Genomic DNA, 11,819 nt, shown 5'->3' on the forward strand with positions numbered 1-11,819 from the left:
GCAACCTAAGTCCGTCCGGAAGGCAGCCTCGCGCTACACGAGGCGGTAAGTCCGGCAGCACCGGGACAAGCTGTAAGCGTTCAAATGACGGGGCCGAAGGGTGTCGGGATATGGGGCCCGAGACGAGAAGCTGACAGGAATGTCTGTGCCAGGGGGCTCGCGCTGTGCTGCCGAGGGTCGCATGCCGCCACACCCAGATCGCCAAACCTTCCGCCACAAGGATCAGGGACATGCCGAACGAGACATCGGATCAAGAAATCCGTCGATCTCACGAGTTCAGATGGTGCCCGGAGACGGATTTGAACCGCCGACACGCGGATTTTCAAGCCGAAGCTAACCGAGCACTATCAAGAACTTGCAGCCGGACAGCGCGTCAAACCGCGCTTGGCAGATCAACGGCTTACCCCGAGAATGTCAAACCCGCAGCGATGGCGGAAAACGAAAACCCCGGCGCGCTGGCGGGCGCAACCGGGGCTGAACTGCATAGCAGTGCTTTCACTGACGATCATAGCGAACCGGGCCGGTCCTATCAAGGCACCCGTGCCGAACGCGCCGGGCTTTTTCGCAAGGAGCTGCTGAAAGCCGCCCTGTCCTACGCGGCCAAAGGGCTGCCCGTGTTCCCGGCCATGAAGATCAACGGCGAGAAGAAGCCGCTGGTCAAATGGGGCAAGGGCACGGACGGGCACCCTGACCTGACGCACCGCCGCGCGACGACCGACGCGGCCACAATCCGCGCCTGGTGGGCGAAGTGGCCGCTTGCCATGATCGGGATGCCCACGGGCGCACGGTCCGGCGTCGTCGTGCTGGACATCGACCGCAAGAACGGCGTGGACGGGCTGGCGAACCTGCGGGCTGCGGGTATCGACCCCTTCACCATGTCCCCCGTGATTGCCAAGACCCCCAGCGGCGGGTTGCATGTGTTCATGCGCTATTCCGGCCCGCTCAAGAACTCTGCGGGCATCCTGGCCGAAGGTGTCGATGTGCGGGGCGACGGCGGCTATATCGTGCTGCCCCCGTCCCTGCCTGACCTGTCCGGCCCGGAATACTGCTGGGAAGGAGGCGATTATGGTTGCCTTTGATCTTCCCAAGTGGTCGCCGGACCTGACCGCGCTGGAAAGCGCCAAGCGCGGCGAGAAATGGGCGCAGCGCGCGCTGGAAAGCGAAGCGCAGATTGTTGCGCGCGCCATGAACGGCACCCGCAACAACACCCTGAACAACGCTGCAGTGAAGTTGGGGCACAAGGTCGCTGCGGGCTATCTCGACCCGTCCGAGGTCGAGGCGGCGCTGTTGCAGGCGGCGCAGGCGAACGGGCTGGCGAGCGAGAGCGGCGCAGATGCTGCGCTTGCCACGATCCGCAGTGGACTGGCGAAGGGGATGGAGGAACCCCAGCATCCCGAGGATCGGCCCGACTACCGGCGCGCGCCTTCCCTGATCGTTCCGCAGCCGGAGCGCACGTCGCGGTTCTATTCGGCCGCCGATCTGGACGGCCGGGCTGTGCCTGCCCGGAAGTGGCTGGTCGAAGGGCTGGTGCCCCAGAAGAACGTCACGCTGTTCTCTGGTGACGGCGGCACGGGCAAGTCGCTGGCTGCGCTGCAAATGGCTGTCAGCACCGCAACCGGGCGCGCATGGCTGAATATCCCGGTGCCCAAGGGCAGGGCGCTGTTCCTGTCCGCCGAAGATGACGATGACGAGCTGCATATCCGCCTGGACGCGATCAGGCGGCAGATGCGCCTGGAATGGTCCGACCTAGGCGGGCTGACCCTGCGTTCCCTCGCTGGCGAGGATGCGCTGCTGGCGGTGGAAACGAAGATCGCCCTGATGCAGACGGCGCTGTTCGATGAGATCGAGGCGCGCGCCAAGGATGACCAGCCGTCCCTGATCGTGCTGGACACACTGGCAGACCTGTTCCCCGCCAACGAAAACGACCGCGCGGCGGTGCGGCAGTTCATTGGCATCCTGCGCGGGTTGGCGCTGCGCCAGAAATGCGCGGTCCTGCTGTTGGGGCATCCGTCCCTCACCGGGCTTTCCAGCGGCAGCGGGACGAGCGGCAGCACCGCCTGGAACAACAGCGTCCGGTCGCGGCTCTACCTGGAGCGGATCGTTCAGGACGGATACGAGCCGGACCCGGACAAGCGGGTGCTGTCCACCAAGAAGGCGAACTATGGCCGGATCGGGGGCGAGATGACCCTGACCTGGACCGAAGGCGTGTTCCTGCGCGATGCCGAGCCGCAAGGGCTGGATGCACTGGCAGCCGGTGCCAAGGGCGAGCGGGTGTTCCTGTCTCTGCTGCGCGAGGTCACGATGCAGGGCCGCAGGGTCAACGCGGCAGGCGGGCTGAACTACGCGCCCAAGGTGTTCGCCGACCACCCCGAGGCGGAGGGCTGCACCAAGAAAGCCCTGCGGTCCGCAATGGAGAAATTGCTTGCAAGCGGGAAGGTCAAAGTCGTTCACGGCGGGTCGCCGTCGCGCCCCGTGACGTGGTTGGAGGCCGCAGAATGACGCCCTTCATCCCCCCCTTCACCCCACCTTCATCCCCCCTTCTGTCACACACCCCTATAACCCCTAGGTGTGTGCGCACCCCTTGGAGGGGATGCACCACCTTTGGCGGGCGTGTGGCGACGGAAGCGGTGGCGTGTCGGACCGCTCAAGAGGCCACCCCATGACCTACACCCGCACCCCCACGCTGGCCTCGCCCGTGACCCTGATGGACGCCAAGCATCACCTGCGCGTGATGCACGACGACGAGGACTTGCTGATCCAGCGATACATCCTCGCGGCTGCCCGTGAGATCGAGGCTTATTGCGAGATCGCCCTGACGCGGCAGACGATCAGCCTGACCGTGCTGGCCGAGGGCGGCGACATCATTCCCCTGCCTGTCGGCCCGCTTGCCCCTGATGCTGAGGTGACGGCTAACGGCACACCGCTGGTCAACAGCATCATGCCGGGGCGCTGGCCTGTCCTGATCCTTCCCGAGACGATGACCGGCCCGATTGCCCTGACCTATGAGGCGGGGTTTGCCGATACGTCCGCCAGCGTTCCCGACGACCTGCAACTGGCGATCATGGAACAGGCCGCCTTCGCCTATGACAACCGGGGCAGCGTGGACGTGAGGCCCGGCCTTGTGCCAGCCGCTGCCCGTATCTGCGCGCGGTATCGGAGGGTCAGGGCATGACCGCGCCGACCGGCAGGCCACGCGGCAGGCCACGCAAGGACGGCCTTCCCAGCGGCTCACAGGCGGCGCTGGAGGCGGACAAGCAGGCGCAGCGTCAGGGACACGCGGGAAAGCGCAAGGCCGCTGTGCGGGGCGCTGTGGCGCTGTCTGGTCCCAATGCCGGGACTCCCCAAATGTGGGGAGTCCGGCGGCTACCTGTTCTTTTCCCTCTTCCGAAAAAATCCGGGGAGGAATTGGCCGATCAGGCGATTGCCTTCCTGGAGACGCTGACCGTTCCCGAGGGGCCGAAGGCAGGTCAGCCTCTGCAACTGGCCGAGTTCCAGCGCAGGTTCGTGCGGGGCGCCCTGGCGGACGGCGTGATGGTCGCCTGTCTGTCGATCGGGCGCGGTAACGCCAAGACGGCGCTATCGGCGGGCCTTGCCCTGGGCAGCCTCATGGGCGTGTGGGACGCGCAGCCCAAGCGGGAAATCCTCTTCGCCGCGCGAAACCGGGATCAGGCCAAAACGGCTTTCGGCTTCGTCGTCGGCTTCATCGAGGGACTGCCCGAGGATGAGCGGGAGCAGTTCATAATCCGGCGCGGGTCCAAGCTGGAGGTCGAGTATCCCGACAATGGCGGCGGGCTGATCCGGGTCATCCCGGCGGACGGCAAGTCGATCCTCGGCGGCGCCCCCACGCTGGCCCTGATGGATGAGCGGGCCGCCTGGGAGCGCGAGAAGGGCGACAACCTCGAAAACGCGATCCTGTCGGGCCTGGGCAAGCGTGACGGCCGGGCGCTGATCATCAGCACGTCCGCCCCTGACGACAGCAACACATTCTCACGCTGGCTGGATGAACCCCCGCCGGGAACCTTCGTGCAGGAACACCGGCCCGCGTTCGGGTTGCCTGCTGATGATCTGGAAAGCCTGTTGCAAGCCAACCCCGGCGCGGTGGAGGGCATCGGCTCGACGGCGGAGTGGCTGGTGGCGCAGGCGCGGCGGGCGATTGCGCGCGGCGGTTCTGCCCTGTCGAGCTTCCGCAACCTGAACCGGAACGAGCGTGTCAGCACCGAGGATCGCAGCTTGCTGGTCACGGTGGACGAATGGCTGGCGTCCGAGGTGGACCCCGACGACCTGCCCCCGCGTGAGGGGCCGTGCATCCTGGGCATCGACCTGGGCGGTTCGCGGTCCATGTCGGCAGCGGCGTTCTACTGGCCGCAGACGGGCCGTCTGGAAGCCTTGGGCACGTTCCCGAGCGTTCCCGGCCTTGCGGATCGTGGCGCGGCTGACGGCGTGTCCGACCGATACGTGCAGATGCAGGAACGCGGCGAGCTGTCGGTGATGGGCGAGAACACGGTGCCGCCCGGTCCGTGGCTGGCCGAGATCGTCCGCAAGCTCGACGGCATCACCCCGGCTTGCATCGTCGGAGACAGGTTCCGCCATGCCGAGTTCACCGAGGCGCTGGACAAGGCGGGCCTGCGTGTCCCGTTCGTTTATCGCGGCTTTGGCTGGAAGGACGGCAGCGAGGATGTGGAGCGGTTCCGGCGGGCGCTGTTCGACGGCGAGGTGCGGTGCATCCCGTCCCTGCTGCTGCGCTCCGCCATGTCGGACGCCATTGTTCTGAATGACCCGGCCAAAAACTCCAAGCTGGCGAAGGCGCGCAGTCTCGGCCGGATCGATGCGGCCTGCGCGGCCGTGCTGGCCGTGGCGCAGGGTCAGCGGATGCTGGCGGCCCCCACGCGGAAAGCGAGGGTGGCATGGGCGTGAGGGACTACACCCGCCACAGCAAGCGCGTCACGCGCGGCCCGCGCTGGCACACGCTGCGCATGGCCGTGATGGAACGCGACGGCTTCAAATGCGTGGACTGCGGCAAGGGCCGGGGCCGCCTGGAGTGCGACCATATCATCCCGGTCCGGCTGCGGCCCGACCTGGCTTATGACCCCGAAAATTTAGCCATGCGCTGTCCATCGTGTCACGCGGCGAAAACTCATGTCGAGGTTGGCCGCAAGCCGCCCGCATACGACCGCCACGGCTGGCGGAAGGCTGTCAACGAGCTGACGGCCGACAACAAACCCCTATCGAGCAACGAGGAAACACATGCTTGATTCTGTGAAGATCGCACGGCGGCAAAGCGAAATCCGCCAGCAACTCGCAAGCCTTGTCGGGAAGGAAACCCCGTCCGAGGATGAAACCCGGTCCATGGAAGCCCTGGACGGCGAGTATCGCACCAACGAAACCCGCTATCGGGCGGCCCTGACGGCCGAGGATACCGAACGGCGCGAAGCCGGGGCCGATCTGGAAACCCGCGCCGGTCGCCAGTGGGATGATCTGGTCGCAGGCTTCGAGATGCGCCAGATCGTCGCCGCGCTGGAGGAAGGCCGGAGCCTTACCGGGCAGACGGCCGAGATCGTGCAGGAAATGCGGTCGCATGGCGGTTATCGGGGCATCCCGGTTCCGCTGGCGGCGCTGGAGCAACGCGAGCTGGTCGCGGGCACCACTGTGTCGGCGGACGTGCCCAAGCCGGTCACGATCCGGCCGCTGATTGATCGCATCTTCCCCGCGTCCGTCGCCTCGCGCCTGGGCGGCGAGGTCATCAACATCACCTCGGGCGCCGTCGCCATTCCCGTCGCCACGGCGGGCGCGGTGGCAGGCTGGGCACCGACCGAGGGCGCCAACGTCCCCGGCCCGCAACCCTTCGACTTCGCGGAACGGATGCTGGAGCCGGATCACACCCTGGGCGTTCACATGCGGATCACCCGCAAGGCGCTCAAGCAGGCCGGCGACGGGCTGGAACAGGCGATCCGGCGCGACATGAACGCGGCGGTGCAGACCGAGCTGGACCGGGCGATCCTGATGGGCAGCGGCACCAATGGCGAGCCTCTGGGCATCATCACTGGGGCCGACGACTACGGCATCAGCGAGACGGCCGTGGGAGCGGCGGCAAGCTGGGCCGCGTTCCGCGCGGCGGCGGTCGCGTTCATGGACGGCAACCTGGTCAAGTCGCCGGGCGACATCCGCATGGGCTTCAACCCGGAAATCTGGGCCGATCTGGATGACGCCCTGATCGCGGGCACGGCCGTGTCGCAGTGGGATCGGCTGGTGAAGCACATCCCCGCAGGTCAGATCGCGCTGGCCCCGACGCTGCCCGAAGGCACGGCGGTGCTGACGACGAACACGGGCGGCATCGCCCCGTTCTATGTCGGCATCTGGGGCGGGCTGGACGTGATCCGCGATCCTTACTCGGACGCGCAATCGGGCACCCTTCGCCTGACCGCGCTGATGACGGCGGACGTGACCGTGGCGCGCGGGTCGCAACTGGCGATCCTCACCGGCATCGGGGCGGCCTGATGCTCTGGGGCGGTCACAACGGCAGCCTTGAGCTGCGAGCCGAGGGCGGGACCACCCGCCTTCGCGCCACGTTCCCCTATGGGGCCGAGGCGGAAATCGCGCCGGGGCGGTTCGAGCGGATCGCCCCCCGTGCCTTCGCCGCCCGGATCGAGGCGGGCGCTGACATTCACCTGCTGGCCGGTCACAGCTACGACCGGCCGCTGGCATCCCGGTCGGCGGGCAATCTGCACCTGACCGATGGCGACGACGCGCTGACGGTGGAAGCCGAGATCGAGGGCGGCACCACCTGGGCGGCTGACTTCATCGCCGCGCACCGGGCCGGGCTGATCCGGGGCTTGTCGCCGGGCTTCCGCGTCCCCCATGGCGGCGAACGGATCGTGCAACGGGCCAGCGGCGTCCTGCGGACGATTACGGCGGCCGAGTTGTTCGAGGTCTCGACCGTCACCCGGCCCGCTTATCCCGAGGCGCAGATCGAGGCGCGGACTTGGGAGACGCACCAGGACCGCCAGCCGGTTCGCGTCCCCGTTTATGCGCTCAACCGATGGAGGCTTTGACGATGGGGTTTTTTGATGTATTCAGAGGGCGCGGCGGTGTGTCCAAATCTGGACCGGCCCCCGAAACCCGCTCCATCGCCACCGGATACACGGCCGATCTGATCGCCGCACGGGCCGAGTGGCTGTCGGGCCGGTCCAACATGGCCGAGCTGACGGCGACGGTGCAATCCTGCGTGTCCCTCTGGGAAAGCGGCTTCGTCTTGGCGGATGTAGTCGGCACCGATATGCTGGACCGGCGGACGCTGGCGATGCTGGCCCGCGCGCTGGCCCTGCGTGGCGAGGCGGTGTTCCTGATCCGGGATAAGCTGCTGCCTGTCACCGACTGGGACATGAAAACCCTGCATGGCGAGCCGACCGCCTACCGGGTCAGCGTGTCGGAGATCGGCGGGGGCACGTCGCAGACGGTGCTTGCGGCCGAGGTTCTTCATATCAGGATCGGCAGTTCCCCGGTCACGCCATGGGCGGGCACGGCACCCCTGCACCGGGCGTCCCTCTCGGCCGAGTTGCTGCAAGAGGTCGAGACGGCCTTGCGGGACGTGTATCGGGACGCGCCCTTGGGGTCGCAGATCATCCCGCTTCCCGAAGGAAGCAGCGACGACATGGCGGCGATGCGGCGATCCTTCCGAGGCGCGCGTGGTGCGGCCCTGGTGATCGAGGGCGTGGCGCAGGCGACGGCGGCGGGCATGAACCCGCAACTCGGCCAGCGTGTCGAGGGCCTGACCCCTGACCTGCAACGGGCCATGACGGCCGAGACGTTGCAGGCCGCACGGGACGCGATCCTGATGAGCTACGGCGTGTTGCCTGGGCTGCTGAACCGCGCCACCACCGGGCCGCTGGTGCGGGAGGCGCAGCGGCACCTGGCGCAACTGGTGCTGCAACCTCTCGCCCTGATCGTGGCCGAGGAAGCGACGGCCAAGCTGGGCCAGCCGGTGACGCTGGACGTGGTGCGGCCGATGCAGGCTTACGACCACGGCGGCAAGGCGCGGGCGTTCGGCGCGATGCTGCAGGCGATGGTTCAGGCGAAGGAGGCGGGCCTGGACGATGCGACGGTCAAGGACGCGCTGTCGTTCGTGGATTGGGCAGACTGATGAGATAGGGCGCGGGCGTGCCTGGCGGGTTTCATCTGTTCCCCCGCCTATCGCCTGGGACAAGACGGCGAGTGTCCCGGTTCAGCGACCGAACAACCCCGTCACGGCGCGGCCCCTTGGGATCCTTTGGGGGCGCGGCGCAGGCTGGCACGGACTTGCACCGGGGCCATCCAACGCGGCACGTGCAAGTGCCATCGCCCGCGTCTGGGCAGGGGCCGGGGCATCGGGATGATGCACCGGCCCCTTTCTTCAGCTTCCCGCAGCACTGGATGTTATACATCGAGGCAGCGCTAGATTATTAAGCCGCGTTCATTGCTGCTTCGGTGACAAGCTTGCTGCACGTTTCGCCCTTTCCTACCCAAAATTCGGCACCGCCAACTGCGGTCGCAACAGCTTTCTTTTCTTGTTCAATGAGGGCCTCTGTGGCGCCAAGCTTTCTCGCTTGTGCGTAGGACAGGGCTGCTTGATCACGCATCATGACAATATCATTAAACCCTCCTGCCATTCCGCCACAGTTCCTAGCGGCGTGCTCATAGGCCGCCCCGCGGCGCGCCATCGCTTGGGCAGGCGACGTTGGGTCGGGCGGCGCGCAGGCAGCTAGGAACGAAAGTGAAAATATTGCGATAAGAACTCTCTTCATCTCTATCCTCAATCCCCTGAGATGCTCACGCGTCTGTGAGCATGCCCGACTCAGTAGCCCACACTTGAAAACGCGTCTACTAGGATGCGAGAGAATGCTCTGCGAATATTCGCTGAGAAGCCTCGGGGCAACAGCACCGACACCGACCTATTGACGACGAAGCACAAATGTGAGTCTCTGCTGACAGGTCGCATTGCGACACAGGGGCAGCAAGCCGATGCAGCCCCGATGGTCACGGTTCGGCAACACACGGCACGATCTGGAGCAGCGCGGATGGCGCGGCAGGGATAGGCGGTCACTGGACCCTCTAACCTTCAAAGGATCATGTCATGGGCTTTTCCCATAAGGCGCGGAAACTGCGGGATCGCGTCCGCAAGCAATACACCAAAGAAACCGGGCTTTCCGACTGGAAGGCACCGGAGTTCCAGCGTTGGCTGGTCAAGTGTGTAGAGCTGGACGCGCGAGACCTTCCTTGCGGGAAGGTCATCCATGTGACCGTCCCACGTCCGTATGTCGTCACAGTTCATCGGAGGTGAGTTGACCGGCTTGGACTATACAAGCCCCTTTGCATGGGACTTGCATAGCCCCGCGACATGGTGCTACAGTTCTCTCATACTATGGGGCTTGAGATGATTGACGCCACCGAACACGCCGACTGGGCCGCTCAATTCTGGAAGGCGAAAGAAATTTGGGACGAGCCGCAGTTCCTGGTGGCCGATGTTTGCGCGATTACGGGCGCAACCCCGAAAGCAATCGAACACTTCGTCAACCCGGCACGTGGTCTCGTCCGTCTACACGGAACCTGGGTGAATCCGGGCACTGGCAAACGCAGGATGTTCACGGGCGGGCAGGTTCTGATGATCGCCGCAGCCTACAAAATGAACCATATCGGCTTTCCACAGAAGTTCTCGGCAACACTGGCGGAGACTATCGAACGCCGCGCGAAGAACCTGATCTTCGGGCTGGAGCGGGAAAAGCAGAACTACACCATCGCCACTTATCCCATGAAGGGCGCAGACGACTGGGCTTTGAAAGTTCTCTATGAGGGGATGCCCGAAGAGCCAAAGCTGCCCATTGCCGTTCAACTGCTTCAAGTGGATCGCCTGATTGCAGAAGTCCGTTCCCAACTGATGGCAATCGTTGCGGGCGATGAACTGCCGGATTTTTCTATCCCCGACCCTGCACCGGAACCGAACCCTTATTCCCCCAACTCTAACTTCTTCCGCGCCTGGGACAAGGACGAGCAAGGCCGCTGGATTTACGTCGGCTTGAACTTCGAGGAAACGCAGGAACTGCTGGCCCTACAGGGCAGCCGGATTGAGGACGGCGAGCTGATCGCCCCTGACGAGCGGCGGCACAAGACCAACGAGGAGCGCAGCCGGTATCTTGAGCTTCACGACCGGCATGAAATCGCCCGGCTTAAGATCGTCGGCAATGAAGTCGCGGGCGAGGGCTGACGCATGGCCGCTGCAACCCTCAACCTGAACGTAGTGGAAAAGCGGATGCTGAATGCGTCCGAGGCTGCGTCCTATTGCGGGCTAGCAGCCAAGCACTTCAAGGCGCTCTGCCCGGTTCCAACCGTCAACATCGGCGGCCGCTTCCCGCTTTATGACAAGCGCGACTTGGACCAGTGGATCGAAACCGAGAAAGCCGGGATCGAGGACGCGAGCCATGCGGCTATTCTGGGGCGGCTGGCATGAGCGTGATCCGCGTCAAGGGTTTCAAGATATTCCGGGATAAGAAGCCGCCCTTCAAGGAACGCTGCTATCACCGCGCGACCGGGCACAAGATCGACCTGGACGCCGCCCCGCTAGGCAGCGCCGCGTTCTTTGCCGAGTGCGAGCGCATCCGCGCATTGACCGAGGCCGTGAAGGCGAAGGAGCCGAAGGCCGGGACGTTGGGCGGACTGATCGCCGCCTATTACCGGACCGAGCATTTCAGCGACACGCTGTCGGATCGCACCCGCAAGGATTATCGGAAGGTCGCTGACTACCTCGCACCGATCATGGACACGCCAGCGCATCGGCTGGACACTCCGCTGATTACCGCCATCCACGACAAGGCGACCTCCAAGCTGGGATGGCGGCAAGCGAACATGCTGCGGACGTTCCTGTTCGAGGTGTTCCGCTACTGCATCCCCAAGGGACTAATCGCCACCAACCCGGCCGGCGCCGTCATTCCGAAGCCTCGCCCCAAGTCGCGGCGACGCGCGAACCGACCCTGGACCGTGGACGAATTGGACGTGGTTCTGTCGCTGGCCCCGCCGCACATTCGGGTTGCAGTGGCGCTGATGGCTAACACGGGGCTGGACCCGTCCGACGCGCTGAACCTGCGGCGAGACAAGATCAAGGATGGCGTCATTTGGGCGAACCGGGGCAAGACCGGCCGCGAGGTCGCGCTGCCGATCACCGGCCGGCTGCGAGCAGCCTTAGACGCTGCCCCGCCGCATGACGCCTTGACGGTGCTTGCCAGCACCAAGGGCAAACCGTGGACGTATGACGGATTCGCCACTGTCTGGCACCGCTGGCGGGCCAAGCAGGTCGAGGCGGGCACCCTTTCGGCGGACCTGACACTGAAAGGACTGCGCCACACAGTCGGAACGATCCTGCGTGAAGGCGGCATGAACCTTCGCCAGATCGCGGACTTCCTGGGCCAGTCCGAGGAGGCAATGGCCGCGTGGTATTCCCGTGATGCCGACCTTGCCGAGCGCAACCGGATCGCCGCCGATCTGCTGGATTCCGAGATCGAACGGCGAACTAAAGTTGTCAAACCCTTCCCGAAAACCGTCAAACCCGATGAAAGGAGCAAAGCCTGATGCAGGCTAATCACTTGGAAACAAAGGGTAAAGAATGGTGCCCGGAGACGGATTTGAACCGCCGACACGCGGATTTTCAATCCGCTGCTCTACCAACTGAGCTATCCGGGCGCCGGCGGCATCCAAGGGATGCCGGACGTCGGCTGTTTAGGACTGGCGCGGCGGCCTGTCCAGACCCAAAAGCGAGAAACTTGCACCGGCCGACGAGGTCGAACCGCCGGGCCGGC

Annotated in this window: 13 protein-coding genes and 1 tRNA gene; 11 read left to right on the forward strand and 3 right to left on the reverse strand. The window is 65.4% G+C overall.

All coding sequences use genetic code 11. The features are described 5' to 3' along the window. The first annotated feature begins 428 nt into the window (after positions 1–428). The 8 genes from Q5Y72_RS17435 to Q5Y72_RS17470 all read left to right on the forward strand — a co-directional run bounded on the left by Q5Y72_RS17435 (position 429) and on the right by Q5Y72_RS17470 (position 8,137). Positions 429–1,079 (forward strand): bifunctional DNA primase/polymerase, encoded by a 651-nt coding sequence (locus Q5Y72_RS17435; RefSeq protein ID WP_305964702.1) that lies wholly within the window; start codon positions 429–431, stop codon positions 1,077–1,079. Continuing rightward, positions 1,066–2,499 carry an AAA family ATPase gene (locus Q5Y72_RS17440; RefSeq protein WP_305964703.1) on the forward strand — a complete coding sequence of 478 codons (1,434 nt, stop codon included), beginning with the start codon at positions 1,066–1,068 and terminating at the stop codon, positions 2,497–2,499. Before Q5Y72_RS17435 ends, Q5Y72_RS17440 begins: the two co-directional genes overlap by 14 nt. Before the next feature lie 160 nt (positions 2,500–2,659). Further along, a complete protein-coding gene (locus Q5Y72_RS17445) occupies positions 2,660–3,172 on the forward strand; it encodes a head-tail connector protein (RefSeq protein ID WP_305964704.1) in 513 nt (170 codons plus the stop codon). Beyond that, positions 3,169–4,914, forward strand: a complete 1,746-nt coding sequence (locus Q5Y72_RS17450) for a terminase large subunit domain-containing protein (protein WP_371930859.1) — start codon at positions 3,169–3,171, stop codon at positions 4,912–4,914. The genes Q5Y72_RS17445 and Q5Y72_RS17450 overlap by 4 nt, the downstream gene beginning before the upstream one ends. After that, positions 4,911–5,252: an HNH endonuclease gene (locus Q5Y72_RS17455; RefSeq protein ID WP_371930860.1), complete on the forward strand. Its 342-nt coding sequence runs from the start codon at positions 4,911–4,913 to the stop codon at positions 5,250–5,252. Before Q5Y72_RS17450 ends, Q5Y72_RS17455 begins: the two co-directional genes overlap by 4 nt. Beyond that, a complete protein-coding gene (locus Q5Y72_RS17460) occupies positions 5,245–6,495 on the forward strand; it encodes a phage major capsid protein (protein ID WP_305964706.1) in 1,251 nt (416 codons plus the stop codon). The genes Q5Y72_RS17455 and Q5Y72_RS17460 overlap by 8 nt, the downstream gene beginning before the upstream one ends. Beyond that, a complete protein-coding gene (locus Q5Y72_RS17465; RefSeq protein ID WP_305964707.1) occupies positions 6,495–7,049 on the forward strand; it encodes an HK97 family phage prohead protease in 555 nt (184 codons plus the stop codon). The genes Q5Y72_RS17460 and Q5Y72_RS17465 overlap by 1 nt, the downstream gene beginning before the upstream one ends. A 2-nt stretch (positions 7,050–7,051) precedes the next feature. Then, the gene (locus Q5Y72_RS17470) at positions 7,052–8,137 is read left to right on the forward strand and encodes a phage portal protein (RefSeq protein ID WP_371930861.1); all 1,086 of its coding nucleotides are present in this window, start codon (positions 7,052–7,054) and stop codon (positions 8,135–8,137) included. Positions 8,138–8,435: 298 nt separating this feature from the next. On the opposite strand, the gene Q5Y72_RS17475 is transcribed toward Q5Y72_RS17470, so the two are convergent. After that, entirely contained in the window at positions 8,436–8,777 is a 342-nt protein-coding gene (locus tag Q5Y72_RS17475; RefSeq protein WP_305964709.1) for a hypothetical protein, read from the reverse strand. A gap of 314 nt (positions 8,778–9,091) precedes the next feature. Then, complete coding sequence (locus tag Q5Y72_RS17480) at positions 9,092–9,268, reverse strand: hypothetical protein (RefSeq protein WP_305964710.1); 177 nt, start codon at positions 9,266–9,268, stop codon at positions 9,092–9,094. Between the two features lie 138 nt (positions 9,269–9,406). Between Q5Y72_RS17480 and Q5Y72_RS17485 the strand changes: the two genes are divergently transcribed. The 3 genes from Q5Y72_RS17485 to Q5Y72_RS17495 are packed head-to-tail and all read left to right on the forward strand — an operon-like array spanning position 9,407 to position 11,592. Beyond that, entirely contained in the window at positions 9,407–10,234 is an 828-nt protein-coding gene (locus tag Q5Y72_RS17485; protein ID WP_305964711.1) for a hypothetical protein, read from the forward strand. Positions 10,235–10,237: 3 nt separating this feature from the next. After that, the gene (locus Q5Y72_RS17490) at positions 10,238–10,477 is read left to right on the forward strand and encodes a helix-turn-helix transcriptional regulator (protein WP_305964712.1); all 240 of its coding nucleotides are present in this window, start codon (positions 10,238–10,240) and stop codon (positions 10,475–10,477) included. Then, a complete protein-coding gene (locus Q5Y72_RS17495) occupies positions 10,474–11,592 on the forward strand; it encodes a tyrosine-type recombinase/integrase (RefSeq protein ID WP_305964713.1) in 1,119 nt (372 codons plus the stop codon). Before Q5Y72_RS17490 ends, Q5Y72_RS17495 begins: the two co-directional genes overlap by 4 nt. Positions 11,593–11,627: 35 nt before the next feature. On the opposite strand, the gene Q5Y72_RS17500 is transcribed toward Q5Y72_RS17495, so the two are convergent. Then, positions 11,628–11,703, reverse strand: a tRNA-Phe gene (locus Q5Y72_RS17500). Positions 11,704–11,819 lie beyond the last annotated feature (116 nt).

Source organism: Paracoccus spongiarum (genome assembly GCF_030732095.1).
Lineage (GTDB): Bacteria > Pseudomonadota > Alphaproteobacteria > Rhodobacterales > Rhodobacteraceae > Paracoccus > Paracoccus spongiarum.

What these genes read in the sequence shown, in the direction of transcription:
- Q5Y72_RS17435 (WP_305964702.1), top strand. Translation starts at nt 429, where the DNA reads ATGGCGGAAAACGAAAACCCCGGCGCGCTGGCGGGCGCAACCGGGGCT.
- Q5Y72_RS17440 (WP_305964703.1), top strand. Translation starts at nt 1,066, where the DNA reads ATGGTTGCCTTTGATCTTCCCAAGTGGTCGCCGGACCTGACCGCGCTG.
- Q5Y72_RS17445 (WP_305964704.1), top strand. Translation starts at nt 2,660, where the DNA reads ATGACCTACACCCGCACCCCCACGCTGGCCTCGCCCGTGACCCTGATG.
- Q5Y72_RS17450 (WP_371930859.1), top strand. Translation starts at nt 3,169, where the DNA reads ATGACCGCGCCGACCGGCAGGCCACGCGGCAGGCCACGCAAGGACGGC.
- Q5Y72_RS17460 (WP_305964706.1), top strand. Translation starts at nt 5,245, where the DNA reads ATGCTTGATTCTGTGAAGATCGCACGGCGGCAAAGCGAAATCCGCCAG.
- Q5Y72_RS17465 (WP_305964707.1), top strand. Translation starts at nt 6,495, where the DNA reads ATGCTCTGGGGCGGTCACAACGGCAGCCTTGAGCTGCGAGCCGAGGGC.
- Q5Y72_RS17470 (WP_371930861.1), top strand. Translation starts at nt 7,052, where the DNA reads ATGGGGTTTTTTGATGTATTCAGAGGGCGCGGCGGTGTGTCCAAATCT.
- Q5Y72_RS17475 (WP_305964709.1), bottom strand. Translation starts at nt 8,777, where the DNA reads ATGAAGAGAGTTCTTATCGCAATATTTTCACTTTCGTTCCTAGCTGCC.
- Q5Y72_RS17480 (WP_305964710.1), bottom strand. Translation starts at nt 9,268, where the DNA reads ATGGATGACCTTCCCGCAAGGAAGGTCTCGCGCGTCCAGCTCTACACA.
- Q5Y72_RS17485 (WP_305964711.1), top strand. Translation starts at nt 9,407, where the DNA reads ATGATTGACGCCACCGAACACGCCGACTGGGCCGCTCAATTCTGGAAG.
- Q5Y72_RS17490 (WP_305964712.1), top strand. Translation starts at nt 10,238, where the DNA reads ATGGCCGCTGCAACCCTCAACCTGAACGTAGTGGAAAAGCGGATGCTG.
- Q5Y72_RS17495 (WP_305964713.1), top strand. Translation starts at nt 10,474, where the DNA reads ATGAGCGTGATCCGCGTCAAGGGTTTCAAGATATTCCGGGATAAGAAG.